The organism is Loktanella sp. F6476L (genome assembly GCF_023015725.1).
GTDB lineage: Bacteria > Pseudomonadota > Alphaproteobacteria > Rhodobacterales > Rhodobacteraceae > Yoonia.
This window is the reverse complement of sequence record NZ_JALKAR010000006.1, coordinates 122,513-148,986: the sequence shown is the minus strand read 5'-3', so window position 1 is coordinate 148,986 and position 26,474 is coordinate 122,513. Positions and strand designations below refer to the sequence as shown.

General features: G+C 56.5%; 25 protein-coding genes. 13 read left to right on the top strand and 12 right to left on the bottom strand.

The features are described from left to right. Positions 1 to 120 precede the first annotated feature (120 nt). The 7 genes from speB (MWU61_RS13385) to MWU61_RS13355 all read left to right on the top strand — a co-directional run bounded on the left by speB (MWU61_RS13385) (position 121) and on the right by MWU61_RS13355 (position 5,764). Positions 121 to 1,089, top strand: coding sequence for an agmatinase (speB, locus tag MWU61_RS13385; RefSeq protein WP_247128882.1), 969 nt, complete (start codon positions 121 to 123; stop codon positions 1,087 to 1,089). Further along, positions 1,089 to 2,030 carry an agmatinase gene (speB, locus tag MWU61_RS13380; RefSeq protein ID WP_247128881.1) on the top strand — a complete coding sequence of 314 codons (942 nt, stop codon included), beginning with the start codon at positions 1,089 to 1,091 and terminating at the stop codon, positions 2,028 to 2,030. The genes speB (MWU61_RS13385) and speB (MWU61_RS13380) overlap by 1 nt, the downstream gene beginning before the upstream one ends. A gap of 66 nt (positions 2,031 to 2,096) precedes the next feature. Further along, positions 2,097 to 2,582, top strand: coding sequence for a DUF1499 domain-containing protein (locus MWU61_RS13375; protein WP_247128880.1), 486 nt, complete (start codon positions 2,097 to 2,099; stop codon positions 2,580 to 2,582). Continuing rightward, positions 2,579 to 3,634: a peptide chain release factor 1 gene (gene prfA / locus MWU61_RS13370; RefSeq protein ID WP_247128879.1), complete on the top strand. Its 1,056-nt coding sequence runs from the start codon at positions 2,579 to 2,581 to the stop codon at positions 3,632 to 3,634. The genes MWU61_RS13375 and prfA overlap by 4 nt, the downstream gene beginning before the upstream one ends. Next, positions 3,631 to 4,449: a peptide chain release factor N(5)-glutamine methyltransferase gene (gene prmC, locus MWU61_RS13365; RefSeq protein WP_247128878.1), complete on the top strand. Its 819-nt coding sequence runs from the start codon at positions 3,631 to 3,633 to the stop codon at positions 4,447 to 4,449. Before prfA ends, prmC begins: the two co-directional genes overlap by 4 nt. Positions 4,450 to 4,643: 194 nt before the next feature. Then, positions 4,644 to 5,231: a DUF4167 domain-containing protein gene (locus tag MWU61_RS13360; RefSeq protein WP_247128877.1), complete on the top strand. Its 588-nt coding sequence runs from the start codon at positions 4,644 to 4,646 to the stop codon at positions 5,229 to 5,231. Further along, on the top strand, positions 5,228 to 5,764 hold the full coding sequence (locus MWU61_RS13355) for an AAA family ATPase (RefSeq protein WP_247128876.1): 537 nt from the start codon (positions 5,228 to 5,230) through the stop codon (positions 5,762 to 5,764). The genes MWU61_RS13360 and MWU61_RS13355 overlap by 4 nt, the downstream gene beginning before the upstream one ends. Here the strand turns inward: MWU61_RS13355 and rsmA are convergent. The 6 genes from rsmA to lptF form a co-directional block, all read right to left on the bottom strand. After that, positions 5,761 to 6,606 carry a 16S rRNA (adenine(1518)-N(6)/adenine(1519)-N(6))-dimethyltransferase RsmA gene (rsmA, locus tag MWU61_RS13350; RefSeq protein WP_247128875.1) on the bottom strand — a complete coding sequence of 282 codons (846 nt, stop codon included), beginning with the start codon at positions 6,604 to 6,606 and terminating at the stop codon, positions 5,761 to 5,763. The genes MWU61_RS13355 and rsmA overlap by 4 nt on opposite strands. Before the next feature lie 62 nt (positions 6,607 to 6,668). Continuing rightward, entirely contained in the window at positions 6,669 to 7,664 is a 996-nt protein-coding gene (gene pdxA, locus MWU61_RS13345; RefSeq protein WP_247128874.1) for a 4-hydroxythreonine-4-phosphate dehydrogenase PdxA, read from the bottom strand. Continuing rightward, positions 7,661 to 8,866: a peptidylprolyl isomerase gene (locus tag MWU61_RS13340; RefSeq protein ID WP_247128873.1), complete on the bottom strand. Its 1,206-nt coding sequence runs from the start codon at positions 8,864 to 8,866 to the stop codon at positions 7,661 to 7,663. The genes pdxA and MWU61_RS13340 overlap by 4 nt, the downstream gene beginning before the upstream one ends. A 46-nt stretch (positions 8,867 to 8,912) precedes the next feature. Beyond that, positions 8,913 to 11,009, bottom strand: coding sequence for an LPS assembly protein LptD (lptD, locus tag MWU61_RS13335; RefSeq protein WP_247128872.1), 2,097 nt, complete (start codon positions 11,007 to 11,009; stop codon positions 8,913 to 8,915). Then, positions 11,009 to 12,103 (bottom strand): LPS export ABC transporter permease LptG, encoded by a 1,095-nt coding sequence (lptG, locus tag MWU61_RS13330; RefSeq protein ID WP_247128871.1) that lies wholly within the window; start codon positions 12,101 to 12,103, stop codon positions 11,009 to 11,011. Before lptG ends, lptD begins: the two co-directional genes overlap by 1 nt. Further along, complete coding sequence (lptF, locus tag MWU61_RS13325) at positions 12,100 to 13,218, bottom strand: LPS export ABC transporter permease LptF (RefSeq protein WP_348645584.1); 1,119 nt, start codon at positions 13,216 to 13,218, stop codon at positions 12,100 to 12,102. The genes lptG and lptF overlap by 4 nt, the downstream gene beginning before the upstream one ends. 136 nt (positions 13,219 to 13,354) lie before the next feature. On the opposite strand from lptF, the gene MWU61_RS13320 reads away from it, so the two are divergent. Both MWU61_RS13320 and MWU61_RS13315 read left to right on the top strand, forming a co-directional pair. Further along, the gene (locus MWU61_RS13320; RefSeq protein ID WP_247128870.1) at positions 13,355 to 14,821 is read left to right on the top strand and encodes a leucyl aminopeptidase; all 1,467 of its coding nucleotides are present in this window, start codon (positions 13,355 to 13,357) and stop codon (positions 14,819 to 14,821) included. Positions 14,822 to 14,825: 4 nt separating this feature from the next. Further along, positions 14,826 to 15,272 (top strand): DNA polymerase III subunit chi, encoded by a 447-nt coding sequence (locus MWU61_RS13315; RefSeq protein ID WP_247128869.1) that lies wholly within the window; start codon positions 14,826 to 14,828, stop codon positions 15,270 to 15,272. Positions 15,273 to 15,343: 71 nt separating this feature from the next. Here MWU61_RS13315 and MWU61_RS13310 read toward each other — a convergent pair whose 3' ends face one another. The 4 genes from MWU61_RS13310 to MWU61_RS13295 form a co-directional block, all read right to left on the bottom strand. Then, positions 15,344 to 16,816, bottom strand: a complete 1,473-nt coding sequence (locus MWU61_RS13310) for a peroxidase family protein (RefSeq protein ID WP_247128868.1) — start codon at positions 16,814 to 16,816, stop codon at positions 15,344 to 15,346. A 415-nt stretch (positions 16,817 to 17,231) separates the two neighbouring features. Then, the gene (locus MWU61_RS13305) at positions 17,232 to 18,299 is read right to left on the bottom strand and encodes a methyltetrahydrofolate cobalamin methyltransferase (RefSeq protein ID WP_247128867.1); all 1,068 of its coding nucleotides are present in this window, start codon (positions 18,297 to 18,299) and stop codon (positions 17,232 to 17,234) included. Between the two features lie 11 nt (positions 18,300 to 18,310). Further along, complete coding sequence (locus MWU61_RS13300; protein WP_247128866.1) at positions 18,311 to 19,249, bottom strand: methylenetetrahydrofolate reductase; 939 nt, start codon at positions 19,247 to 19,249, stop codon at positions 18,311 to 18,313. A gap of 31 nt (positions 19,250 to 19,280) precedes the next feature. Then, positions 19,281 to 19,577, bottom strand: coding sequence for a virulence factor (locus MWU61_RS13295; RefSeq protein WP_247128865.1), 297 nt, complete (start codon positions 19,575 to 19,577; stop codon positions 19,281 to 19,283). A gap of 252 nt (positions 19,578 to 19,829) precedes the next feature. Between MWU61_RS13295 and MWU61_RS13290 the strand changes: the two genes are divergently transcribed. Together MWU61_RS13290 and MWU61_RS13285 are read left to right on the top strand one after the other, a co-directional pair. Next, complete coding sequence (locus MWU61_RS13290; protein WP_247128864.1) at positions 19,830 to 20,942, top strand: Ppx/GppA phosphatase family protein; 1,113 nt, start codon at positions 19,830 to 19,832, stop codon at positions 20,940 to 20,942. 63 nt (positions 20,943 to 21,005) lie between these two features. Next, the gene (locus MWU61_RS13285; protein ID WP_247128863.1) at positions 21,006 to 21,719 is read left to right on the top strand and encodes an RlmE family RNA methyltransferase; all 714 of its coding nucleotides are present in this window, start codon (positions 21,006 to 21,008) and stop codon (positions 21,717 to 21,719) included. Here MWU61_RS13285 and MWU61_RS13280 read toward each other — a convergent pair. Then, positions 21,716 to 22,474: a DeoR/GlpR family DNA-binding transcription regulator gene (locus tag MWU61_RS13280; protein ID WP_247128862.1), complete on the bottom strand. Its 759-nt coding sequence runs from the start codon at positions 22,472 to 22,474 to the stop codon at positions 21,716 to 21,718. The two genes, MWU61_RS13285 and MWU61_RS13280, sit on opposite strands and share 4 nt — an antisense overlap. Before the next feature lie 151 nt (positions 22,475 to 22,625). Here MWU61_RS13280 and glpD point away from each other — a divergent pair, with 151 nt between their 5' ends. Together glpD and glpK are read left to right on the top strand one after the other, a co-directional pair. Beyond that, positions 22,626 to 24,182, top strand: a complete 1,557-nt coding sequence (gene glpD, locus MWU61_RS13275) for a glycerol-3-phosphate dehydrogenase (RefSeq protein ID WP_247128861.1) — start codon at positions 22,626 to 22,628, stop codon at positions 24,180 to 24,182. A gap of 47 nt (positions 24,183 to 24,229) precedes the next feature. Next, positions 24,230 to 25,717, top strand: coding sequence for a glycerol kinase GlpK (glpK, locus tag MWU61_RS13270; RefSeq protein ID WP_247128860.1), 1,488 nt, complete (start codon positions 24,230 to 24,232; stop codon positions 25,715 to 25,717). Here glpK and MWU61_RS13265 read toward each other — a convergent pair whose 3' ends face one another. Further along, on the bottom strand, positions 25,718 to 26,320 hold the full coding sequence (locus MWU61_RS13265) for a sulfotransferase family 2 domain-containing protein (protein ID WP_247128859.1): 603 nt from the start codon (positions 26,318 to 26,320) through the stop codon (positions 25,718 to 25,720). It lies immediately after the preceding gene. Positions 26,321 to 26,474 lie beyond the last annotated feature (154 nt).

Below are 26,474 nucleotides of genomic sequence, written 5' to 3'. Positions count from 1 at the left end.
CAAGACTTGTTTTGGTTGCACATGTCGCTGCATGGGCAGTCCGCAGTCGCGCGTGGCGCATGTCTTGACCGCGCAGCGTTGCCAGTGTCAGGTGATTTGAAAGACAGGAGCCCCCAATCCATGAGCCTTGAAGATGCCAAACGCCAGATTGACCGCGCATTCACGACTGATGATCCGCGCGGCTTAGCGTTTGAAAATGCCTTTGCTGGCGCCACGTCTTTTTTGCGTCGCAAATACACCAAGGATTTGACGGGGGTGGATCTGGCGATCACAGGCGTGCCGTTTGATCAGGCCGTGACCCATCGCACCGGCTGCCGCATGGGGCCGCGCGCGATCCGTGAAGCATCAACGTTGCAGCCCTATGATCCCCCATATGGCTGGGACGGGTTTGATCCGTTGTCAGAATTTTCGATCGTGGATTACGGTGATCTGGCGTTTGACTACGCACATACGCCGAGTTTCCCTGGGCTCTTGCAGGAGCATATAGCAGGGATTCTGGCGCAGGGGCCGGGCACGGTTTCGTTGGGCGGCGATCATTTTATGACGCTTCCGATTCTGCGTGCTTACGCTGAGAAATTCGGGCCGATGTCCGTGATCCAATTTGATGCCCATTCTGATCTGTGGGCAGATGACGATATGGACCGGATCGACCACGGTACGTTTATGTATAAGGCAGTGAAAGCAGGGCTGGTTGATGTGACGCGGTCTGTTCAGATCGGTATCCGGACCGAATGCGAAGATTACCTTGGGATGCCTTACATTGACGCCCGCACTGTTCACGAGAAGGGTGCTGCGTATGTCGTTGATCGTGTGAAGAAAATCGTCGGCGATCATCCGACCTATGTGACGTTTGATATCGACGCTTTGGACCCTGCCTTTGCTCCCGGTACAGGGACGCCGGTTTGGGGTGGTCTTGCGTCTTGGCAAGCGGCGGCGATCCTGCGGGATTTGGCTGGTGTAAACGTAGTGGGCGGCGATGTTGTCGAAGTATCGCCTGCATATGATACGACCGGTGCGACCGCGATTGCAGGGGCTCATGTTGTGATGGAGCTTTGCTGTCTAGCCCTCTGGAATAAAAGGAAAGTCTGATGCCGAATTTGCCAATTTCCGGAAACGATCTGGCCCGTTTCGCCGGGCCGCAAAGTTTCATGCGGTTGCCCGAAGTTGCGACGGCCGAAGGGATCGACGTTGGCTTCATCGGGATACCGATGGACATTGGCACGTCGTGGCGGTCCGGTACCCGTATGGGGCCAAAGCAATTGCGTGAACAATCGGCAATGATCCGGCCCTATAATATCCAAACGGGGGCTGCGCCGTTTGATGCGTTGCAGTGTGCGGACCTTGGCGATGTACCGATCAACACGTTCAATTTGCAGGAATCTATTCGTTTAATAACAGAGACTTACGACAATCACCTCAAGCATGATGTGATCCCGATGGGGCTTGGTGGGGATCATACTTTGACGTTGCCGATTTTGCGGTCGATTGCGAAAAAACACGGTCCTGTCGCGCTGGTGCATGTCGACGCACATGCCGATGTGAATGACGAGATGTTCGGCGAACGGGAAACCCACGGCACCGTTTTTAGGCGTGCGTATGAGGAAGGGTTGATCACCGCTGACAAGGTGTTCCAGATCGGTTTGCGCGGCACGGGTTACACGGCGGATGACTTCACTGAAGCTGCCGGTTGGGGCTTTAATCAGTATCTCGCGCCTGATCTTTGGCACAAGAGCCTTGCGCCCTTAGCTGCTGAAATAAAAGCAAAGATTGGCGATCAGAAGACCTATATCACCTACGATATCGACAGTCTTGATCCTGCTTATGCGCCGGGCACAGGAACCCCTGAGATTGGCGGGCTGACGACGCCGCAAGCGATGGAATTGATCCGCGGGTTGCGAGGACTAAACATCGTTGGGTGTGATTTGGTTGAGGTGTCGCCGCCCTATGACACCTCGGGGAATACAGCGCTGACGGGCGCAAATCTGATGTTCGAGATGCTGTCGATTTTGCCCGGAGTGCCGTACAGATAGGCTGGCACAACCCGTGCACAACCCGTACACAAGGCGTGCACTGGATTCCCAAAGTGAGAACACGACATGCGCACCATTTTTTTGCTGGCGATTGGCATTTTCGTCGCTCTCATCGTTTATGTACGGCTTGCACCGAATGACCCGAACAACGCCCATGTTCAGGCGCAAGTCAGGGGGCCGGGTGACTATCCGTCGGCAGGTGGTTTCACTGCCGTGCGTCAGATCACGGCGGCGCCAGCCGATGTTTTGACGGTTATCACCCAAGCCGCGATGGACACCGACAGGACCACCGTATTGGACGGGACGGTAGAGGACGGCATGATTACCTTCGTGACCCGTTCAAAGGTCGTGGGTTTTCCCGACTACACCACCGTTTCAATTATCCCCGCAGGGGCAGACGAGCTGGATAATGAAGGGCCGTTGTTGATGATCAATGCGCGATTGCGCTACGGACAAAGCGATATGGGTGTGAATAAGCGCCGTGTACTGGGTTGGCTTTCGGCACTTGGTCCTTTGACGGTCGCACTTGACCAGGACACGCCAAGCACATGATTGCAGAAGACAAAATCATTCAACTAATCGACCGGTTCCAGTTTCTTGAAGCCAAGATGTCGGGCGATGTTGCTGGTGCTGATATCGCTGCATTGGCGAAAGAATACAGCGAGTTAAAGCCCGTTGTTGAGACAGTTTCGGCCTATAAAGACCTCGTCACCCAGATCGCCGAAGCCGAAGCGATGCTGAAAGATCCCGAGATGCGTGAACTGGCCGAGATGGAATTGCCAGAGTTGAAAGCGCAGCTTGAAGGATCGGAACATGATGTTCAGTTGGCGCTGCTGCCAAAGGATGCGGCCGATGGCCGTCCTGCGCTGTTGGAAATTCGTCCCGGAACGGGTGGCGACGAAGCCGGACTTTTTGCCGCGGATCTGCTGCGGATGTATCAGCGTTATGCCGAAGGTCAGGGATGGACGTTTGAAATTCTCGAACATTCCCAGTCCGAGCTGGGCGGCGTGAAAGAAGCCACTGTTCGAATTGCCGGAGAAGGCGTTTTCGCGAAAATGAAATACGAATCTGGCGTGCACCGTGTTCAACGTGTGCCGGAAACGGAAAGCGGCGGGCGTATCCATACCTCTGCTGCGACTGTTGCGGTGCTGCCTGAGGCCGAAGACGTGGATATTCAAATTGCCAGCACTGACATTCGCATTGATACGATGCGGGCGTCGGGTGCGGGTGGTCAGCACGTGAACACGACCGATTCTGCGGTGCGGATCACGCATATTCCGACAGGAATTATCGTTGTGTCAGCTGAGAAGTCACAACACCGCAATCGCGAGATTGCGATGCAGGTGCTGAAGACGCGGTTGTTTGATCTCGAACGCCAACGTGTGGACGGCGAACGCTCTGCGGACCGTAAGGCGCAAGTGGGGTCGGGGGATCGGTCGGAACGTATCCGCACCTATAACTTCCCACAGGGCCGGATGACGGATCACCGGATTAATCTGACGCTCTATTCGTTGAACCAAATCATGCAAGGTGATCTGGATGAAGTGATCGAAGCGCTGTCTGCCGATGCTCAGGCCGCGTTGTTGGCTGAGATGGGCGCGTGAGCGGATTTTTTGCCGAAGGGACGTTCTGGGACGTAAACGGCACGCAGGACGCGGCAATACGGGATGCGGCCAAGCGGCTTGGCTTTGACGGGGCCTTGGGCGAGGTACAACGTCTGTGGGCCGTGGCTGTGGGCAATCTGACGACATTTGACGCATTGGTGGCGCAACGTGCGGACCATGTTCCGCTGTCGCACCTGTTGGGTTACCGCGATTTTTACAAACATCGGTTCATTGTGACGTCGGATGTGCTTGATCCGCGGCCTGATACTGAAACATTGATTGAGGCCGCTTTGGCTGTGCCTTTCACGCGGGTTTTGGATCTTGGGACAGGGTCTGGCTGTATTCTGCTGTCGTTGCTCGGGGACCGTCCCGATGCGATTGGCGTGGGCACCGATATGTCTGACGCGGCGCTTGCGGTGGCGGGGCGGAACGCTGCGGCGTTAGATCTGGAGTCGCGTGCCACGTTTTTGCGGTCGGATTGGTTTGCCGTTGTCGCAGGGGCATTTGATCTGATCGTATCGAACCCGCCTTATATCGCGGCGGATGAAATGGCGGGCCTGCAGGCGGATGTGCGTGATCATGAACCACGCATGGCTTTGACCGACGAGGCGGATGGGCTGACCTGTTACCGCATCATCGCGAATGGTGCGCACGCGGCGCTGAACACAGACGGTCACCTGATGGTCGAGATTGGACCAACCCAAGGTGCTGCCGTCGCGGAGATGTTTGCCGCAAATGGATTCGCCAAGATTCAGGTCACACAGGACCTTGATGGCCGTGATCGTGTGGTTTCCGGGCAAAAATCCGGGGGTTAACGGTCTTTCAAGGTGTCAAATGGCACTTAGGGGTTGCACAAAACGACGACCCGTGCTTTTTCTTCGCTACCAACAGCAGAGCCGTTATGCTCTCGTTGGCCATCGCCAAACACGCTTAATCCCAAAATGCCGCGCTGCTGCGGTACGGGAAAATAAAGCGCAACAAAGCCCGAAGGCTTGACGGAAAGCATTCCATGAGATCATCGAAGTCGCGTTCGCGGGGCAATAAGAACCGCAACAACCGCCCCTCAGGTGGCAGCCTGATTAACCGTGTGTTCGACAGTAACGGACCTGACGGAAAGGTGCGCGGTACGCCGCAGCAGATTATCGAGAAATACAACCAGCTTCACCGCGACGCCCAATTGTCTGGCGACCGTGTGAATGCGGAAAACTTTGCGCAGCACGCAGAACATTACCTGCGGATGCTGGCCGAGGCGCAGAAAGAAGTCGACGCTAAGCGCGAAGAGCAGGAACAAGCGAACCGCGAACGCCAAGCTGAACGGGATCGCGAACGCGCGGAACGTCTGAAAGCGCAAGAAGCGGCGTCGAATGATCCAGCGAATATGGATCAGCCTGATACGTCGTCGGATATCGTTGATACGCCCGAGGCGAAATCGGACGATCAGCCACAACCTGAAAAGCAGCCCGAGAAAAAGCCGCGCCGCCCGCGTCAGCCACGCAAGCCGCGTGCGCCGAAGGCAGACGCAGACCAGCCCAAAGAAGAGGCGAAACCTGATGCGCCCGCACCTGATAGCGGTGCAGCGCCGGAAGCTGCTGAATGATTGCAAAGCCCTCCGATTTCGGGGGGCTTTTTTCTTGCCAACGTGTCCTGATCATCGGCGCAAACGGGGCGGGCAAGACTTGGTTTGCCAATAGGCTGTCGGACCGCATTGGGCTTCCCGTTTTCCACAACGATGCGTTCGCGTTGAAAACGGGTTGGGCATATCGCGACCGTTCAGACATACGACGTGCCCAAGACGATGTTATTGCCCAGCCACGTTGGATCCTCGAAGGCGGTCCCTCGCTGCTTCAAACGGACGGGCTAAAGCGTGCAGATGTCGTCGTTTGGCTCGATCCGCCCAAATCAGTTCGTATTGGCCGGATCATTTGGCGCAGTATCCGCTTCATGGGGCGTAACCGGTCGGAACATCCTGAAGGCAATACAGATTGGCCCGGTCGGCGGCAATTCCGTTTTGTGCGTAAAGCATGGCGGCTTGATGCGAAAAACCGCGCGGAAATCGGTGCTGCACTAGCGGAAACGCCAACCCCAACGATCCGCCTTAGGACCGCAAAGGCGGCGCGAGACCTCTTCTAGGACGCAGACGCAACGCTGCGCGCCAATGCGCAGAATTCTTCCAGTGATACTTGTTCGGCGCGTTCCGTGGGCTTGATTCCCGCGGCGACGAGGTGGTCTTCGATATCTGGTCCCAACACCTTCAACGCAGAGCGCAGCATTTTGCGTCGTTGGTTGAAACCCGCAGCGACGACACGGTTCAGCACAGCCGGATCGGCCTCAAAGCGGGGTGCGGGCAGGGCTGTCAGGTGGACGACGGCGGAACTGACTTTTGGGGGCGGTGAAAACGCTTCTGGCGGTAAGTCCAATACGATCCGTGGCTCAGCCCGCCACTGCGCTAAAAGCGCCAAGCGACCGTAGGCCTTTGTGCCCGGCTGGGCCACGATCCGTTGGGCGACCTCACGTTGGAACATCAACGTCAGGCTTTCCCAGAACGGCGGCCATTCGGGCGGCGTCAGCCAGCGGACGAGCAATTCAGTGCCAACGTTATAGGGCAAGTTGGCGGCCACTTTAATTGGCGGCGTCAGATAGGTCAGCGGGTTCACCTCGAGCGCGTCACCGTTGATGACCTCCAACTGTCCCGGATAGGCGGCCGAAATTTCGGCCAGCGCTGACATACAGCGTTCATCTTTTTCGATGGCCAACACGCGCCGCGCGCCTTCGGCCAGCAAGCCGCGTGTCAGGCCACCCGGACCGGGGCCAACTTCCAGCACATCCGCGCCCGACAGATCACCCGCCATCCGCGCGATTTTCGCGGTCAGGTTCAGGTCCAACAAGAAATTCTGGCCCAACGATTTTTTCGCGGCAATCCCGTGGGTGTCGATCACCTCCCGCAGGGGGGGCAGATTATCAATGGTGCTCATGTTGGCACTCCGTCCGTGCTTCTTTGGGTTCTTCTATATCCCCGCCGGAGGCTCCCGCAAGTTCAGCCACGCGCCGCGTCTGCGTCTCTTGCGTCCGCCATCACAGCCGCCATTTTGATCGCTTCAATCATTGACGACGGATTGGCAAGACCTTTGCCCGCAATGTCAAAGGCTGTTCCGTGATCGGGCGATGTGCGGATGAACGGCAGGCCTAGCGTCACGTTTACGCCCGTATCAAAGCCGAGCGTCTTGACGGGGATCAGCGCTTGGTCGTGATACATGCAGACTGCGACATCATAGTTTTGGCGGGCGGCCGCATGGAACATCGTGTCCGCAGACATCGGCCCCATCAAATCCATGCCTTCTTGCCGCAGTGCGTCCAGTACCGGCGTGATCATCTCGATTTCTTCGTGACCCATTTTGCCGTCTTCGCCCGCATGAGGGTTCAGGCCTGCCACCGCGATGCGCGGCGCTTTGATCCCGAAATCACGACGCAATGCAGCATGGGTGATCAGTAGCGTATCAGTCAGGAGGCTGGCCGTCAGGTTAGACGACACATCCGCCAGCGGGATGTGGATTGTGACCGGCACAACGCGCAGGTCGTCGCACGCCAGCATCATCACGACACGATCTGTTTTGGCGAGTGCTGCGAGGTATTCAGTATGACCCGGATGAGCGAAATCCGCCCCGTCGATCAGTGCGGCCTTGTGAATAGGTGCCGTGCAGATCGCGCGGGCTTGGCCTGTTGTGACCAGATCGACCCCGATGGCGATTGCGTCGATCACCCCCTGCGCATTGGCGGGGTCTGCCGTGCCTGGGATCGCTGTGCCATCCATCGCGACGGTAAGCACGGGCAGTTTGCCTTGCTGACACAGGTCTGCTGCTTCACTGGCCTTGTCGATACAGACGTAATCTGTCCCCGCCGGCAGGTGCCTTGGGTCGCCAAGCCACGCGAGTGGAATATCGCGGCACAGCACATCAAAGGCTGCCACCGCGATTTCAGGTCCGATACCAGCTGGTTCGCCGCAGCTGATGACGATTGGTCTCGCTTGGGTCACTGATCTACGATGACCGCAGAGGCGCGGCGATCTGCCAGAAGCGCATCGGCAAATCCAGCCAAACGGGCGCTGCGCAATTGGTTGCTGACCGCTTCACGATCTGCATCTTCACGGCCTGCTGTCACACGGTTGCACAGCATCAAGAACACGGTTGTTTGGCCGTTAGCGCGCGTGAGGTTGTAGGACACTTCGCCCGGATCAAGGCGCGCCAGTTCAAGGGCCACATCCTGCGGGATTTGCGATGGTGCGAGGCTGTCGCGTTCCAGTACTTCCGCTGGTTGGCCTTGCGCCACGCCGTAAAGGTCGTCGCAGGTATCAACACGGTCTTGCAACGCGCGTGCGGCGTCACGGCCACCTGCCATGTAGTACGCCGCATATTCGATCTCAGCGGGCGCCGGACGCGCTGTCGGAACTTCACGCACACCGCGCATTTGGAACAACGCGACACCGTTTGGAATTTGGATTGGGGCCGTGACTTCTCCTGTGCCGAGACCAAGGATCAACCCTTGCAGCGCAGGTGGATAGTTTGAAATTGGTAACCAGCCCAGACGTCCACCGTTGGTTTTGGATGGCAATGCGGACACGCGGCGGGCTTCGCTTGAAAACACGTCCGTGGACCGCGTTTGGGCGATACGTTCGGCGGTCGCGAGCGCTGATGCGGCGCGTGGGGGTGGTGCCGGAATGATGATCTCGGACAGGAGCACCTCGATCCCGTCTGCCGTACCGCCAGATGCGCTGAGCGCACGGTCGATTTCGGCTTCCGAGATTTGCGCCTGTGATCCGAACCGCGACCGCACGTAGTCCCGCCATGTCACGCCGATTTCGACAAAATCGCGCAGTGTTTCGGGGGCGACGCCGTTTTGGGCGAGGATCACTTCGAACTGATCAAGCGTCAGGTTTGCGCGGCCTGCGAATTCTTCCAGTGCGGTCTGTAGCCCACCTTCGGCGATGCGCAAACCGACGCTGTCCATTTCGGCTTGCTTCAACCGATCATCGATCAGCTGTTCGCGGGCTAAAGCCCGACCTGCGCCGGGTGTGCGGAACAGTTCCAGTAGTTTCGCCCGTTGGTCAATTTCATAGCCGGTGATGGCGCTATTGTTGACGGTCACGGAAGGTCCAAACTGGCCCTGCGCGGTTGTGGCAAGGGGGGTGAAACCAACTGTCAGGGCAATCAGGCCGCAAAGAATGTTGAGTGCGCGCATCGGGGTCCTCATGGGGCTCGGTGCATCCGGTTTGTCCGAATGGTCATTAATTCTGGCATCCTGCACTTGGGCCTGCAACACTGCGTCCGGCAGAAAAGCCGTTGAGCGATATGGACAAGCCGTAGTCCGTGGACGGTTCAATCGTATCTGAAGACGTAAAGCGGCGCGAGACCGAAAGATCAACAGTCACGCATTCGTTGCGCCATTCTACGCCCAATCCGGCGGTGGCGGGGCTGTCGTTGGCGATATCGTAGCGGGCGTCGGCGCTAATTTTGAACGCATCGTTCAATTGCACAGCTGTATCAAGCGTCCATTCGGACACCGTGTCGGGTCTGCTTTCGGTCAAATCTGCTTCTTGCCAAATGTAGGCTGCATTCAATGTGACGTCGTCGGTCCGCCATCCAACGCGTCCAGCGCCGCGTGTCGTTTCAAGATCGTCGTTCAAAAGGACTCGCCCGTCGAAGTGGACGCCTTGCGGAGACGTGACTTGTCCCGCGATCAACCAATCTGATGATGTGCCATCAAGGCCCGATGAGGGAGAGAACGCATCGTCTGCTTCCGCGCGAATTACCCGCCCGAAGGTAAGCGATGTGAAGCTGCCGGTTGTGCCTTGCCGCGCGTAGGTGGCACCAAGTGCCGCCCGTGGACCGGTTTCAACGCGATCATCACCGGGGAACCGCGAAAGGTCGAACAGATTGGCTTGGTCCAATTCGGCGCGCGTGCTGTCTTCGTTCGGAGGCGTGGTGCCTAGAACGTCTGACCACGCGACTGCCAGCTTCGGTGTCACTGTATGAATAGCTGCGTCCGTGTTCCCTGTGATAACGGGCCAGCTGAACGACGCCCCAATGGTGGGAACAATCCGGTTGAAGGACGTTTCATAGGCTGGATCATCGCGGACAAAGTACTGGTCTGCACGAATGGCTGCGGTGATGTCGCCAATGACACCTGCTGGTAAGGTCAAATCGCGTGTCCACGACCCAAATGCGCCAGCACGTGCGACATCGCGGCCATAGTCGTCAGTGCCGTCGCCAGTCCTGAAAACCGCATCCCCAGACAGACCGTATGTCAGTCGGCCACCGGCAAAAGTATCCCGTTTTTCATAGCGCAGGTCTGCAACAATGGGGGGCAAGGTTGCGTTGACTTCGTCATCGCGCAGGGTCTCGAAAAAGCTGAAACGCGCGCGGAACAGACTATCGTCTGTGATCGTTTCCAGTGTCACACTGCTTTCTAGCCGATCAAGGTCCGCATAGCCGTATTCAGTAAGGTACGCTTTGTCGCTGACAGTTTTGATATCGAACGATAATACAGTGTTGGCGCTGAGTTTGAATTCACCGTCGGCAAACAGATACGACCGACGGTCCGTGTTTAGCGTATCGCGGCTGTAGGCTGCATCAATATTCAGATCACCGGAAAGAAACGCCTGACGATAGCTGGCCTCAAGCGTTGTGGTTTCGGACGACAAATATGGCGTTAAAGTCAGATCGCGATGGTCGCCGAGCGTGATGAAATAGGGCAGCTTGATCCCTAGGCCCAGTAGATCCGAATTCCGAAAGTCAGGTATTAGAAGACCCGTCGCACGTTCGAGCGTTGGATCGGGCAGACGCGCATAAGGCAGCCACAAGACAGGCACGCCACGGACGCGGAAGGTCGCATTGTCGAAGTAAAGTTGCTGGGCATCTTGGTCATGGACAACCCGTTCGGCCCTGATGTCCCACAGCGCGGGACGCCCGTTGCAAACGGCGCATGAACTCGCCACGACGCGGGTGAGCTGCGAATAGCGACCGTCGACGCGGTCGATCTGGTTGGCCGCTAGTTGCAACTGCTGATCCAAAACCAATCGCGCGCCGCGCAGCATGCCATTTTCAAGTTGCGGATCGAGCGTTGCGCGGTCGGCTGTCAGGATTTCACCGTCTGCGGTTTGGATGAAAATAGGTCCGTCAATCGTTAGTTGATCGCCGGATTGATCATAGACGATCCGGCGGGCGGACAAGCGGGTGTCGTCATAAAAGACTTCGATATTGCCTTGTGCGATCAGACGACTGCCGCCTTCGACTGAGACGTTATCGGCCACAAGTGTCGCAACCCCTTGGGCGGTCGCGGTCATTGGTAGCAGCAGCAAAAGGCAGATGAGAAGGGCGCGCATTATCCGTCTTCCCGATGTAATAAGAAGCTAAGTGCAAGACCGATGGCGGCAAGCGGCGGGGCCCACGCGGCCAAAGCGGCTGGCAATTGTCCGTTTTCCCCGAGAATTTGGGCGAAGTTACGCAGGAAGTAGGTCCCAAACGACAGCATGATTGCGAAAAGGACCATCATGCCAGTGCGCCCGCCGCGTTGATGGCGGACGGTAAAACTGGCACCGATCATGACCATCGCGACGAGGAATATGGGCATGGCCAATTCCATTTGCAGCCAGACCTGATGGCGTTGTGCAGAAAAGCCCGCTGTCTTCAGCCGTTCAATGAACGCCGGAAGATCCCAGATCGGGATTGAGGACGGGGTTCCGAAACTGTCGCGGATTTGGTCTGCGGTTAGGGTCGAACTGATGTCGTAGCTGTCTTGCGTGATGGCGTTGGATTCCGGCGTTAGCGACGTGGCAAGCGGCCATATCTTGACGTTGGACAGGGACCACGCGCCGTTGGTCAGCACGGCTGTTTTCGCCGCGATCCGTTCGACCGGCAGCCCGTCGTCGGTGAACCGCAGGAACGTCACGTTTTGCAGCCGTGTCCCGTCCAGATTTGCCGTCTCAGCGCGGATCACGGTCTGGCTTTCGTCATCGCCTTGCCGCAACCAGAGCCCCGTTGAGCCAAGTGTCAGAACGCGATCTTGGCCTTTGAAGCTATTGCTGCGTTCTTCAAATTCGCGAGACGTCGACGCGACAATCGGGTTGATCACTGCCACGCCCAGAACGCCGATCATGAATGCCATCAAAACGGGGGACATCAACGCGCGAACCGCTGAACGGCCCGCGGCCCGTGTCACGACCATTTCAGAAGACCGCGCCAGTCCAAGGAACAGCGCAATTGTGGCGATGATCATGATCAGCGGCAGGATCGCGTAGATACCTTGTGGCACGTTCAGCAGGGTTAATCCGACAATATCGGCAAATGTCGCGGGCGTGTTTCCGAAGCGACGCAATTGTTCAACGAGGTCGAGAAACACGAGGATCAGCACAAATATGCCAAGGACTCCGCCGAAGGTTTTCAGGAACCGATATGCAAAATAACGGTGAAGGATCATGCGGTTATCCGGCGTTTGAAAAGTGCAGGGTGCGCGGACATGTAAAGAAGGGCTGCGACAAATAACAGACCGACAACTGACGCCGCGTAGGCTGCAAACCACAGGTTGGGATCATCACGCGCGGCGTTCAGGCCCGCTGTTTCAACGGCCTTGATGACGATGATCAGGAAAATCGCGACGACGATCTGACGCCAGACCCCAAAGCGGCTGAACCCACCGACGATCAAGGCCGCAAAGCCCAACAAAGCGGCGACGGATCCAAGGATGGATTGGCTAAAGCGGTCGTGTGCGCGTGCAATCAGTTCTGCCCGTGTTTTGCCTGTTTCGGCAATTAATGCGGGGCTGGCCTGAAGCAGTTCGAGCGTCGGCACTTGTGTGTCGCGCCGTCCATCCCGCGTGGTCACGGTGATGAAACTGCCGATGTCATAGGCAAAATCTTTGAACGACGTGGTGGCAAGGCGCTGTGTTTCGGCCTCTAGGATTTGGGCCATCCCGTCTACCATCACCAACTGCGTGCCGGCGTCATTGCGCACCAGATAGGCGGATGCTGCGGTATAGGTGATCTGGCGGCTCGTATTCCGCAGATCGGTCAGAAAGACGTTTTGCAGTTCGCCTGAGGGCGTCACGTCACCAATGTAGAACGTCACGCCGTCGATCGGTTCCAAAAACGCGCCGGGTGTGAGCAGGCGTGATGTGATGTTCTGGGCAATCTCTGCTTGGCGCACGTCCAGTCGCGAAGATGCGAGCGGCACTAGTAGATGCATCAGCAGGGTCATCAGCGCGAAAACCAAGACGCCAAAATACGCCACTGGCCGCGCCATGCGGTAAGGGGAAAATCCGGTGGCCTGAACGACCACCAGTTCCGATTCCGTGGACATGCGGTTGGTCACGTAAACGGCTGCAGCAAAAGCAGAAAGCGGCAGCGCAAGGCGGATGACGCCGGGCAGGGAAAGCGCTGTGAATTCTAAGAAAACCGAAGCTGATTGCCCGTCTGCGATCAAGGTGTCGAACAAAACGACAGCCCGATTGATCCAATAGACCAGCACCAGAACGAGACTAAAAAAGCCAAACATCACGACAAGCTGGGACAGCATGTATCTGTCAAACCTTGCCACGTGTGTCACCTCTTACCGCATCATCTTGTATGTTGGCCGTTGTCTACCGCAATTCCAAAGGAGTTTGAACTGATATCTGGCCAATCGGCGGAGGGCGGACTACCTATATCGCAACTCAGTTTGATTAGAGGTCATCATGACAACGCCAACGCCTATTTCTTTCCTCGCCTATGCACATGAAGATCTGCCTGTAACGTCCAGAAAAATCGTTATTTTTGTAACCGAAGATGGCAAGATGGATCAAGGTTGCCGGAAGGTAAACACCCTGACCCGTAAAACCGTTGCGCGGGTTGCAGAGAGCGCTGCGTTCGAAAAGGCGAAGGCTGGTGATGTGACAAGCATTGCAATGCCTGTCGGGTTGGCGGCTGAAGCGTTGCTTGTTGTGAAATTGCCGCGGCGTCCAACATCAACCGAAGCCCGTAAAGCAGGTGCCAACTTGGCGAAACTGTTGGGCAAAGACGGTATGCTGGTGATCGCCGGGTCCACTTACCGCGTCGAAGAAATCGCGCAAGGCATCGCGATGCGCAACTATAGCTACGATGCACACAAGACCGCAGAGCCAAAAGAGATCGGCGATGTGTCCTTCATGGTGAATGATCCGGACGCTGCCGCCGCGGCCTACGCCCCGATTGCGGCGATTGTCGAAGGTGTGTTTTTCACACGTGATCTGACCAATGCCCCGGCCAATGACCTGACGACGACGTCTTTTGCGGATCAACTGGCCGCGATGGCTGACATCGGGCTGCAAGTTGAAGTGCTGGAAGAAGCTGATCTTGAGAAGCTTGGGATGGGGTCGCTTTTGTGTGTCGGGCAAGGCTCTGACAGCCCGTCCAAGGTTGTTGTGATGCAATGGAGTGGCGGCGGCGACGAAGCCCCGTTTGCGCTTGTCGGCAAGGGCGTTGTGTTTGATACGGGCGGGATCAGCCTGAAACCCGGCGCAGGCATGGAAGATATGACCATGGACATGGGCGGCGCGGGTGTTGTGTCGGGTGTGATGAAAACGCTGGCGCTGCGCAAGGCGAAGGCCAATGTTGTGGGCCTTGTCGGGATCGTTGAAAACATGCCGTCGGGCAATGCTGTGCGTCCGGGCGATGTTGTGACGTCCATGAAGGGCGATACGATCGAGGTGATTAACACGGACGCCGAAGGGCGGCTCGTGCTGGCTGATGTGCTTTGGTACACGCAGGAACGGTTTGCGCCTGTCGGGATGATCAACCTTGCGACATTGACCGGCGCGATGCTGGTTGCCTTAGGCCATGAAAACGCAGGCGTGTTTTCGAATTCTGATGATCTGTCTGGTGCGTTTATCAAGGCTGCCGGTGAAGAGGGTGAAGGCGCATGGCGGATGCCGATGTCGCCTGCCTATGACGCGCTGATCAAGTCGCGGATTGCGGATATGAAGAACGTTGGTGGCCGCATGGCAGGGTCGATCACAGCAGCGCAATTCCTGAAACGGTTTGTGAAGGATGATGTGCCGTGGTGCCATTTGGATATTGCGGGCACGGCGTCGGTGAAATCCGAAACTGCATTGGCACCTGCGGGTGCGACGGGTTGGGGCGTGATGGCGCTGAACCGTCTGATTGCTGACAAATACGAAGGGTAACATTGTGGGCGCTGCGTATTTCTACCACCTGACGGACACGCCGTTGGAACGGACTTTGCCGATGTTGCTTGGCAAATGCCGTGCGGCGGGATGGCGGGTGGCGGTGCGTGGTCGCGATCAGGGATTACTTCAACGACTTGACGCAACGCTTTGGAGTGACGGGTTTCTACCGCATGGCATGGCGGGCGGTGCGCATGATGCGGATCAACCGGTTCTGTTAGGCACAGACATTCCTGCAGAGGGATTTCAGTGCGTGATGTCTGTTGGCGGCGCAGAGGTGACGTCTGCTGAGGTCGGGCTGTCAGACCGCGTTTGCATCTTGTTTGACGGCTTTGACGAGGGTGCGTTGAACCACGCGCGCGGTCAGTGGAAAACACTGACGGCTGAGGGGTGTCAGGCACAGTATTGGGCGCAGGAAGACGGACGCTGGACCAAGAAGGCGGAAAGCTAACGGTCCGGCGCGGCGTTTCGGTCAATTGTGAAGCGAGGGCCGCGTAAGGCGGCCCCCGTCGATACCCAAGATTACCCGCAATACAGGTCTTCGCGGTGTGCGACGTCGTCGCGGTGCTTTTCGACGAACTTCATCAGGTTGCCCATTGTGCAGGTTTCGCCAAAGCCGCTCCATGGTGCGAAGTCTGGGACGTGCAGCACGCTTTCGCGGTCTTCGCGTAAAAGGCGGACGATGACAGAAGCTACGATCTTACCGCCAACGCCTGTGAGTTTACCTTTGCCCGAAGCTTGCGCCTCTTGCAGGCAATAGAACCACAGCGGCGTTTTATCGACGTGGTGATCTTTCAGAACCTGTGGCGTTGGGCATTCCGGAATACCAAGGTGGCGGGCCATTTGCTGACCGGATGGCAGCAGCATCGCCGTGCGATCCCGCAGGATGTTCCGCAAGCTCAGCTTTTTGGCTTGTTCGACTGGGATCGTGTGATCGCCCCATTGCAGACCGCGGCCGACGATAAAGTCGGGCAGTTCAAAAAGCGTTTCCGCCATGTCGGTCCCAACGGGAAGCGCTTTTTGCGCCCCTGGACCAAAGAACATTTCCAAGTCGATGGTCGCACCCGGATCGCGCGGCTTAAAGCCGCCGTCCAATGCAAACAAACCGACAGGTGCCTCACCTTTGCGCAGCGCATATTCGGGCTGCACAGTGGCATGTCCAAAACGGTAAGCCGCGACAGAGAACTCGGCAGGCATTATCGGTGCATCTGGGAAGATGTCGTGTGACAGGGCGTGGTCGATATCGGGCTGATCAACAAAGCTGGGCAAGAATTCATGCAGAACCAACCATTGGTAATGCAGCCGGATAAAGCGGCGGACTTCCTCGAATGTCTGAAGGCCGGGGTTCAGCACGTCGTGCCAAACTTCGGTCCGCACGCCCATTGATGAACAATGCGCGATGTCACGTTTCACAGCGCCGTTCTTTTCCGCCTGCGTCATCAGAATGTTGTGGAGGCAAATGAAGGCACCCTGCACCTGACTGACAATGATGTTTTCATCGTTGCGAAAGTCGCCGATTAACGCGCGGCCTGTGCAATTGCGGGCGAGATCGTAGGGGTTATCTTCGCGTCCGAACAAAAGGAATTCGTGAAGATTGCCGCCACCATAAAGGTATGGCGACGCTTCAGGGCCATCGCCATAGACGCAATCGAGATCAAGTTCCGGCGTGCGGATGTTGCGGATCGAACGCGGGTCGATCTTTGTTCCGATGGCCGAGGTTGCATCGAGCGTAATGTCGTGGTCGATGAATTGACCGAAGAACGTCATGCCCGCATCAGCAGGACCATCTTTGACGACGGTTGTGCGCATGGTTTCCACCAATGCATCAAAAGCCGCAACGATTGTGGCTTTTGACAGGTTGCCTGTGACTGGATTGGCATGCGTCAAATAGCCGAACGTTTGGGGCAAGGGGCGGTCGTCGTTGAGGCTGTGTTTATCTAGGCATTCTTTCAGAAACAGATCGAGACGGGACATCCCGTGTGGCATCTTAGCCATTGGACTTCTCCTAAAAATGGATCGCTTTAAAATAGAAATTTGTGAGTGGGTGTATCGTGGCACGGGTGGCGCGCTTCTCAAGTCGGGATTTCCTGACTTAAGGTCAACTTGGCGCGTGGCCGCGAGGTGGTATTTTTAATTGAATTTAAACAATGAATTAAGAGTGTTTTTTAATGTGGTCGGGAAGGGTGGTGCGCAGACTTCCGCCGAAGTCCTAACGGTTGAACCTATGGTGTCGCGCTGTTTTGGCCGTCGTGCGTGTCGCCGGATATTACGGGGTTAGGACATGCTGTGGTTGCCTGCGCATGCGTGGAGCTTGTTCAGCGAGCAGATACTGCGCAGAGTCGAAAAGCCCGAGGTTTTCACCTCGGGCTTTTCTAAATTTAGGGTGATGCTAGCGTCCCGAAAGGGGCCTTTAACCCCGACGGCGGCGGCCTGTCCGTGCGCGTCCTTCGCCTTCTTTTGGCGCGACGCGGTTGGCCTTGATCCATTCCGCACCGCTTGGGTCATTATCGGTCAGGAAGTTGGCCGCTCGGATCGCTTCCATTTCGGAACCTGCGCGTGCTTTGGTGGAGCCGAGCCCGAACATCTGCACAAACGTTTCGTCGTCCATGCCGTCTGGCAGGATGATGCCGGATGCGAGCACTTCGGCCTTCTTTTCTGCGATTTTCTTTGGCCCGATTGGCAGCGCCACTGGGTTCATGATCGCGGATGTCATGCCAGCGGCCATCGCCATGGGCAGGAATGCGTTGTTGATGCCGTGCCGGTTTGGCAGGCCGAAAGAAATGTTCGACGCGCCACAAGTCGTGTTAACGCCCAATTCGTCGCGCAAACGGCGCACAAGCGTGAAGACCTGTAGGCCCGCAGTCGACATCGCGCCGATTGGCATCACCAGCGGGTCGACCACGATGTCATGGGCTGGAATGCCGAAGTCGGCGGCGCGTTCTACGATCTTCTTCGCAACCGCAAAGCGGACATCAGGGTCTTCGGAAATGCCTGTGTCATCGTTGGAAATGGCTACAACCGGTACGTTGTATTTCTTGACGAGCGGCAGCACCAATTCCAGACGTTCTTCTTCGCCTGTGACAGAGTTCAACAGCGGACGCCCTTCGGCAGCTGCCAGACCGTTTTCCAGCGCACCCGGTACAGAGCTGTCGATGCACAGCGGGATGTCTGTGACGGCTTGCACCTTTTCGATCAGCTGTTTCATCAGCATTGGTTCGACAAAGTTGTTGTCCGCGTAACGTGGATCTTCGGCCATTTTGTTCGAAAATACAGCGCCAGAGTTCACGTCGAGGATGTTTGCGCCCGCCATGACCTGCGCGATCGCGTCCGCTTCCACACGGGAAAAGTCGTCCATTTCCAGTTCTGCCGCGAGGATTTTGCGACCTGTTGGGTTGATCCGTTCCCCGATCACGCAGAATGGTTCGTCAAAGCCGATGACGGCCGTCTTGGTCTTACTTTCAACAATCGTGCGGGTCATATTTCGGTCTTTCACTCAGGAGTTTTGTCAGGGTTGGCTGGGATCGCATTGTCCCCGCCGTGGGCCATCGCCCATTTTGCGTTGGTTTTGATGCCACCCAGCGGGAAGAAGTGGACGGCTTCGATGTTAAAGTCGGGGTTCGCTGCTTTGTGGTCGGCCAGTTGCGTGACCACGTCGTTTGGTTCGTAGGGCAGCAGCAGTTTGGTCACGTCCATTGCGCGTTTTTGCAGCACTTTCAGGGATGGGCCAACGCCGCAGGCGATTGCGAATTTGATCAGCGTTTGCAGTTTCGCGGGCCCCGCGATGCCGATGTGGATCGGGATAGTGATGCCTGCGTCCTTAAGCGCATCGGCCCAAGCAATGATCGGGTCCGCCTCGAACGCAAATTGCGTGGCAAGTGCCATGTCGGCGTCTGTTGTGTCGTTGAATTTCTGTTTCCAGCGCAGGGCATCCATGACGTTTGCGTCTGACCCGTCCGGGTCGATGTCTTTGTTACCTTCGGGGTGGCCTGCGACGTGCAGCCGTTTGAAACCGGTTTTGTCGAACAGGCCGGTTTCCAGCAATTGCATCGACGAATCAAAATCGCCGTGCGGGGTCGCGACGCCGCCAGCGAGCAATAGGGCTTGGTCGACGCCTGCTTCGCCTTGGTAGCGTGCGATCCAATCGCCGAGCGTTGCTTGGTCCTTAATGATCCGCGCCGGAAAATGCGGCATGACGTTATAGCCGTCCGCAGACAGGCGTTTGGCCGTCGCGACCATGTCTTCAATCGGTGTCCCTTCGATATGGGCGATGTAGACGCGGGTTCCAGTCGGCAGGAGGCTCTGGAAATCGACGATTTTCTCTGCCGTGCGCGGCATGACCTCTATCGAGTAATCCTTGAGAAAGGCTGTGACGTTGTCAGACACTGGGGCAGGGTCTTCGGATTTCTTGCGGAAGTTCAGCAGGGCCATCACAGCCTCCTTTACAGAAAAAGACAGGGCCCTACGCCCAGCCATCGTTTGCAATCAGGGTTTTGATCCGCTCTTGGTCGTATTCAGCTTCGATTTTTGCGACAGTTGCTGCTGCCGCTTCTTCGTCACTGCCGTCCACCGGAATGGGGGCGGCTTTGCGGAACCCTTCAAGGTAGGCATCAGATTCAGCGGCACCCGATTTCATCGCGGCCCGATCAATTGCCTGTTCAAAGCGTTCTGGCAAAGGCAACTTCACACCCCGACGCCCACGGCCTACTAGAACCTGAGCTGGCATGTCGCGCCAATAAACGATGATCACATCTGCCATCACGGCCTCCCTTTTTGCTATCTGTAACAGCACTTTTGTCCGTCCATCGCCTGATATCGACATGATTGTAACAATGGCGACTTCATTTTTATGCCGACGCTTGTTGGTAAACACCACAGGCCCGCGCGCCCGTATTCTTCACTATGTTCATGTGTCGCGTTCATGAAAGCGTGACTGTATCGCATGCAAGGCTTGCGCGGCGCGCCGTCCAGACATAGCTTGGGGGTAACTTAGAAATGGAGGGCGTGTCAGATGGCGCCCAAGCGTCCCAACGGTGCGGGCGCGTTTCCCAAAGCGGTCGATACCCCCGCGCCAATATCGCCTGATCCGGCGCAGCTTTATGCTGCCTTGGATTTGGGCACAAATAGCTGTCGCATGTTGATTGCCCAACCGAAGGGCAGTCAGTTTCATGTGGTCGATAGCTTTACGAAGTCTGTGCAATTGGGCCAAGGGCTTGAAAGCACGGGGAAACTGTCGCGGACGTCCATGAACAGGACGATTTCCGCGATGCGTGTGTGCAAGCAAAAGCTGGATCGGCACGGTGTGAAACGGATGCGACTTGTCGCAACCGAAGCCTGTCGGCGTGCCAAAAACGGGCATAGTTTTGTGGCGCAAGTCAGTCGTGAGACGGGTCTGAAGCTTGAGATCATCAAGCCCGAGGAAGAAGCGCGTCTTGCGGTAATTTCTTGCGCGCCGTTGGTCAGCACCAAAACAGAGCAACTGTTGGTCGTTGATATCGGCGGCGGGTCGACTGAGCTGGTCTGGATTGACCTGACGAATGTGCCGAAACGCGAACGGCCGCATGCGATTATGCGGCTGCACGCGGGGTTCAAATCGGATCCCGGTCCGTTTGCGGCCGCGAAGGTCGTCGATTGGATTTCGGTGCCTTTGGGTGTGGCGACGCTGCGCGATCAGTTTGCCGATGTGGAAGATGACGCGGCGCGTTTTGCGTTAATGTCGTGGTTCTTTGAAGAAAATCTTGAAGATTTCTCGCCTTACTCTGCCGCGCAAGCACGCGAAGGGTTTCAGATTGTTGGCACCAGCGGGACGGTAACGACCGTGGCCGCCAGTCATCTGGGTTTGAAACGCTACGACCGGACGAAGGTCGACGGCTTGCGCATGACATCTGATCAGATTGACAAAGTGATCCGCAACTACCTGAGCCTTGGTCCAAACGGGCGGCGCAGTGATCCGCGGATTGGTAAGGACCGGCAGGCGTTGATTATGTCAGGCTCTGCTATTCTTCAGGCCTTGATGCGGTTGTGGCCGACGGATCGGTTATCGGTGGCGGATCGCGGTTTGCGTGAAGGGCTGTTATACCAGCAAATGTCCGCAGATGGTGTGTTGGAAGACGCGCCGTTTTAGAGTAGGGCAGTTTTTCTAGAAAAATTGCGGCCCGTCGGCAGCGAGTTGTTTAGGACAGATGAGATGGCGAAGACACCAACAAAGAACTCTAGCGGCCGTGGCCAGCGTGATCTGACCGTAAAGGTCAAATCGGCCCGTGGTCGGTCGCAAAGTTCGACGCGGTGGTTGCAGCGTCAGTTGAACGATCCTTATGTCGTGCGGGCCAAGAAGGACGGTTATCGCGGGCGGGCGGCGTATAAGATTCTGGAATTGAACGAGAAGTTCCAGTTCTTGGTACCCGGTGCGCGGATCGTTGATTTGGGTTGTGCGCCGGGTGGTTGGATTCAGGTCGCTGTGCCACGGATCAACGCCTTGGGTGATCGGAAGTCCAAAGCGGTTGGCACCGTGTTGGGCATTGATTTGCAAGAAGTCGAACCCATTCCGGGTGCAGAAATCCATCAGCTCGATTTTCTTGAGGATGATGCGGACAAGAAGGTCATGGAATGGCTTGGTGGTCAGGCGGATGTTGTGATGTCGGATATGGCCGCGTCGTCATCGGGCCACAAACAGACCGACCATTTGCGGATCATCGCGTTGTGCGAAGCGGCTGCTTATTTCTCTTTCGATGTTCTGGTGGAAGGCGGTACCTTTATTGCCAAGACTTTGGCTGGTGGTGCGGAAGGCGATTTGCAGAAATTGTTGAAGAACCGCTTCACCAAAGTTGCAAATGTGAAACCGCCATCATCCCGCCAAGACAGTTCGGAAAAGTTCGTCGTCGCGACTGGTTTTAAAGGCTAGGCCAGATGCACCTTGGTGCCCCAGTCCGATAGTGCGTTCGCGAGCCGTTCGGACGGGATGCCATCGGTTACGAAATCATCAACGTCCATTAGTGATCCGATTTTGACGGGCGCTTTGCGTGTAAATTTTGCTTTGTCTGACAGGACCATGGTTTTGCGGGCAGCCCCGATGATCGCTTGAGATACCCGCACTTCTTCGGGATCGAAGTCCAGCAGGTCACCGTCCAGATCAATGGCTGATGCACCGATCACGGCGATATCGACCTTGAACCGTGCGATGGCGAGTGCTGCGAGGTCACCAACAAGACCGCCGTCCGACGGGCGCAGAACACCGCCTGCCACGACGACTTCGCAATCGCGGGTGTGGGCCAAGATATTGGCGACATTGAGATTATTGGTCACGACTTTCAGATTGCGGTGATGGTGTAAGGCGCGGGCGAGGGCTTCGGTTGTTGTTCCGATGTTGAGGAACAGCGACGCGTTGTCCGGTATCAGACGCGCGGCTTTTGCTGCAATCCGTGCCTTGGCATCTCGGTTCAGCGCGCGACGGTCGTCGTACCCGATGTTGCGCGTGCCGGATGGTAGAACCGCGCCGCCGTGCACCCGTTCTAGTAGGCCCGCTTGTGCGAGTTCGCGTAGGTCCCTACGGATCGTTTGAACTGCGACGTCGAAGTGGGCAGCGAGTTGGGTGGCGCTGACTTTGCCTTTGTCTCGGGCGCGGGTCAGGATGGCGGTGTGGCGGGTTTCGATATCCATGTGTTCGGTATTTAGTAGAAACGAACATCAAAGGCCAGATATATCCGCTAAGGTCCGGTTCGCTTTGCAATGATGGAACATTCTACTGGGTCATTCGTTGCGTCTGACAGGTGGATTGTTAGTGAAGCTCAAACAGATTTGGACGAAGCACATGAACACAGATTTCGATATTTTCATCATCGGTGGCGGCATCAACGGTGTGGGCGTTGCCCGTGACGCGCAGGGCCGTGGGTTGCAGGTTGGACTGGCTGAGATGAACGATCTTGGTGGGGCCACGTCGTCTGCATCGACGAAGCTGTTTCATGGCGGTTTGCGCTATCTTGAATTTTTCGAATTCGGATTGGTGAAGAAGGCGTTGATTGAACGCGAGGTTTTGCTGAAAGCAATGCCGCATATTTCATGGCCAATGCGGTTTGTACTGCCTTACCACAAAGATATGCGGTTCGAAGGCGACACGCCGACGTCCAAGCTGTTGACGTTGTTCATGCCGTGGATGAAAGGGCGCAGACCTGCGTGGCTGATCCGTTTGGGTTTGTTCATGTATGACAACCTTGGTGGGCGCGAGATTTTGCCGGGGACGGAAACGCTTGATCTGACGACCGGGCCTGAGGGTGCGCCGCTGAAGGAAAAGTTTGAACGCGCTTATGAGTATTCCGATTGCTGGATCGAAGATTCGCGGTTGGTTGTGCTGAACGCACGCGACGCCGAAGAACGCGGCGCGAAGATTATGACCCGTACAAAGGTGGTGTCGGCACAGCGGCAGGATGATCATTGGGTGATTGATCTGGACCACGATGGCGCTGTGCATCAGGTGACGGCGAAGTCATTGGTCAACGCGGGTGGCCCATGGGTCGAGGACGTCATCAAAGGTGTCGTGCGGTTGAATGCGACCGAAGGTGTGCGGCTGGTCCGTGGATCACATATCGTGACCAAGCGTTTGTTCGATCACGATAAATCCTACTTCTTCCAAGGCGAAGACGGGCGGATTATCTTTGCGATCCCGTACGAGACTGACTTTACCTTGATCGGCACAACAGACGCCGAACATACGGACGTCAGCGCGAAACCTGTCGCGACGGATGAAGAACAAGACTACCTTGTCGCTTTCGCAAACCAGTACTTCAAACAGGACATTTCCCGCGACGATGTGGTCTGGACCTATTCAGGTGTGCGTCCGTTGTACGACGACGGTGCGAAGTCCGCGACGGCCGCGACCCGCGACTACGTTTTGACGGTGAACGACGACGGTGCGCCGTTGCTGAATATTTTTGGCGGTAAGATCACAACTTATCGTAAGCTGGCCGAACAGGTCATGGCCAAGATGACCCCATTTGTCGGCGGATCGGACGACTGGACCGCTGGCGTTGCGTTGCCAGGCGGTGACTTTAAGGTTGCTGATCGGGATGCGTTGGTTGCGACCCTGAAGGCTGATTATCCTTTCTTAACAGACTTCTGGGCGCTGCGGTTGATCCGTGCGTATGGCACCGATGCGGTGGACATGCTGGGTGATGCCACGACACAGGCTGATCTTGGCGAAGATTTTGGTGCGACGCTGACGGCGCGTGAGGTGAATTACCTGATGCGTTACGAATACGCGCGGTCGGCTGAAGACATCGTATGGCGGCGCAGTAAATTGGGTCTGCGTTTGACGTCAGATCAGATTGCAGCCATCGACACCTATATCCAGACGGCTGTCGGCACTGCTTGAGCATTGCTACCAAGCCGTTAAGATCACAAGAAATTCGGGGGGACAACATGACCTATATTCTGGCCATTGATCAGGGCACGACATCAAGCCGTGGCATTGTTTTTGATAAAGACATGGGGGTTGTGGCCTCTGATCAACTTGAATTTACGCAGCATTTTCCGCAATCGGGCTGGGTTGAACATGAGGTCGCGGATCTGTGGGCGACGACTGTGTCCACCGCCAAAGGTGCAATATCAAAGGCGGGCATAGCTGCTGCTGATGTGGCTGCGATTGGCATCACGAACCAGCGCGAAACCGTGGTTGTTTGGGACAAAGCAACGGGAGAAGCCATTCATAACGCCATCGTTTGGCAGGATCGGCGGACAGCCGAACTTTGTCGCGAATTGAAGGCGGACGGATTCGAGGATGAAGTGACCGAAAAGACCGGTTTGCTGCTAGACCCTTATTTTTCGAGCACGAAACTGAAATGGATTCTCGACAATGTTGATGGTGCGCGTGCGCGTGCCGAGGCGGGTGAACTGCTGTTCGGGACCGTCGATAGTTACCTGATCTGGATGTTCACCAAAGGTGCGCGGCATGTGACCGATGCGACCAATGCAGCCCGTACGATGCTGTATAACATCCGTGAAGGCGCATGGGACGAAAGCATTTGTGCGCGTCTTGGCGTTCCGATGCAGATGCTGCCAGAAGTGCTTGATTGCGCGGCTGATTTTGGAGTGACGGATGCGTCTATCTTGGGTGCCGAGGTGCCGATTTTGGGTGTCGCGGGTGATCAGCAGGCCGCGACCATCGGGCAGGCCTGTTTTGAACCGGGGATGTTGAAATCGACCTATGGTACCGGGTGTTTTGCGTTGCTGAACACGGGCGACACGTTGGTGCGCAGTCAGAAGCGGATGCTCGGTACAATTGCCTATCAGTTGGACGGCAAAACGACTTACGCGCTGGAAGGGTCGATCTTTATTGCAGGCGCTGTTGTGCAATGGTTGCGCGACGGGTTGGGCATCATTGAACATGCGAGCGAGACACAAAAGCTGGCTGAAGATGCGGATGAAACGCAGGAACTGTACCTTGTTCCTGCCTTCACCGGTCTTGGTGCGCCGCATTGGGATGCTGATGCGCGCGGGGCGATTTACGGTCTGACGCGTGGGTCTGGTCCTGCGGAATTCGCAAAGGCCGCTTTGGAAAGTGTTGGGTATCAGACCCGCGATCTGCTGGATGCAATGAAAAGCGATTGGCCGGATGCCGCAGATGCGGGTGTTTTGCGCGTTGATGGCGGGATGAGCGCGTCAGACTGGTCGATGCAGTTCCTGTCCGACATCATCGGTGCGCCTGTGGATCGGCCGAAGGTTTTGGAAACAACCGCGCTTGGCGTGGCTTGGCTGGCGGGGATGCGGGCAGGGGTCTACCCTGATCAGGTAGGCTTTGCCGCAAATTGGGCGTTGGACCAGCGGTTCGACCCACAAATGGACGAAGACAGCCGTAGCCGTCGCTATGCAGGCTGGCAGGACGCAATTGAACGGACGTTGTCGCGGTAATCAGGACTGGCCTTGATCCCAAACAGAAAATTCAAAAGCGCGGCGGTCACGCAGTCGCGCCTCTACATCCTGTGAAATCGTCAGCGCCATTGGTGGTGAGACGTTTTTGCGGTTGAGTATGATCTCGTCTTTCTTGAGCCGTTGTTTCAGGAAATCGATGGCTTTGGGCATCGCTTCGTATTTGTAGAGATGGTTCACGCCGATGGATTTATCGCCTCGCGTCAGGAACTTGGCCTGTGATCCGACATTCGCAAAGGATGCGGGCTGTCCTTTGCAGTATTCCACCACGAAATCATCAAAACTGATGTCGCGGGTCGAATTTTCTGTTCCGACGATTTCGTCGCGTGCGCGGTAGCGATACCAACTGCCAAGCCAGTCGATCGGATTGCGGACCATGGCGAAGGTTTCCATGTCATCTTGGCCGCCGCCTTGGGCAAAAAGCGGCTGAAGGAATCGTTTGTAGCGGTAAACCGGTGAATGTTTCAGCTGCGGCGGATCACGCAGGACCATGGACGCACGGGGGGCTAACGCCCCTTCAATCGCAGTGGTGCCGGTTTTGGGTACGGCAAGGAAGACAAGTTTTTCAGCCCAGAAAACAAGCATTTGGGGTCCGTTTGTGATGTTCGATGCCGTTTATCGTAAGGCATAAATACTTAATTAACCACCAATAGCATTTCATAGTGTTCAAAGATTTTAGTTGAAATGTTCTGGTTTTGGTCTCATATGGTGAAGAGAACATAAAAAGAACAAAGCAGCG

Coding starts and splice junctions, on each gene's coding strand:
- MWU61_RS13280 (WP_247128862.1), bottom strand. CDS start 22,474: ATGGATATCGAAACCCGCCACACCGCCATCCTGACCCGCGCCCGAGAC.
- MWU61_RS13290 (WP_247128864.1), top strand. CDS start 19,830: ATGGCGCCCAAGCGTCCCAACGGTGCGGGCGCGTTTCCCAAAGCGGTC.
- MWU61_RS13310 (WP_247128868.1), bottom strand. CDS start 16,816: ATGGCTAAGATGCCACACGGGATGTCCCGTCTCGATCTGTTTCTGAAA.
- lptG (WP_247128871.1), bottom strand. CDS start 12,103: ATGATCCTTCACCGTTATTTTGCATATCGGTTCCTGAAAACCTTCGGC.
- MWU61_RS13305 (WP_247128867.1), bottom strand. CDS start 18,299: ATGACCCGCACGATTGTTGAAAGTAAGACCAAGACGGCCGTCATCGGC.
- glpK (WP_247128860.1), top strand. CDS start 24,230: ATGACCTATATTCTGGCCATTGATCAGGGCACGACATCAAGCCGTGGC.
- speB (WP_247128881.1), top strand. CDS start 1,089: ATGCCGAATTTGCCAATTTCCGGAAACGATCTGGCCCGTTTCGCCGGG.
- rsmA (WP_247128875.1), bottom strand. CDS start 6,606: ATGAGCACCATTGATAATCTGCCCCCCCTGCGGGAGGTGATCGACACC.
- MWU61_RS13375 (WP_247128880.1), top strand. CDS start 2,097: ATGCGCACCATTTTTTTGCTGGCGATTGGCATTTTCGTCGCTCTCATC.
- MWU61_RS13300 (WP_247128866.1), bottom strand. CDS start 19,249: ATGGCCCTGCTGAACTTCCGCAAGAAATCCGAAGACCCTGCCCCAGTG.
- MWU61_RS13265 (WP_247128859.1), bottom strand. CDS start 26,320: ATGCTTGTTTTCTGGGCTGAAAAACTTGTCTTCCTTGCCGTACCCAAA.
- lptD (WP_247128872.1), bottom strand. CDS start 11,009: ATGCGCGCCCTTCTCATCTGCCTTTTGCTGCTGCTACCAATGACCGCG.
- MWU61_RS13285 (WP_247128863.1), top strand. CDS start 21,006: ATGGCGAAGACACCAACAAAGAACTCTAGCGGCCGTGGCCAGCGTGAT.
- glpD (WP_247128861.1), top strand. CDS start 22,626: ATGAACACAGATTTCGATATTTTCATCATCGGTGGCGGCATCAACGGT.
- MWU61_RS13355 (WP_247128876.1), top strand. CDS start 5,228: ATGATTGCAAAGCCCTCCGATTTCGGGGGGCTTTTTTCTTGCCAACGT.
- MWU61_RS13320 (WP_247128870.1), top strand. CDS start 13,355: ATGACAACGCCAACGCCTATTTCTTTCCTCGCCTATGCACATGAAGAT.
- prfA (WP_247128879.1), top strand. CDS start 2,579: ATGATTGCAGAAGACAAAATCATTCAACTAATCGACCGGTTCCAGTTT.
- MWU61_RS13295 (WP_247128865.1), bottom strand. CDS start 19,577: ATGGCAGATGTGATCATCGTTTATTGGCGCGACATGCCAGCTCAGGTT.
- MWU61_RS13340 (WP_247128873.1), bottom strand. CDS start 8,866: ATGCGCGCACTCAACATTCTTTGCGGCCTGATTGCCCTGACAGTTGGT.
- speB (WP_247128882.1), top strand. CDS start 121: ATGAGCCTTGAAGATGCCAAACGCCAGATTGACCGCGCATTCACGACT.
- MWU61_RS13360 (WP_247128877.1), top strand. CDS start 4,644: ATGAGATCATCGAAGTCGCGTTCGCGGGGCAATAAGAACCGCAACAAC.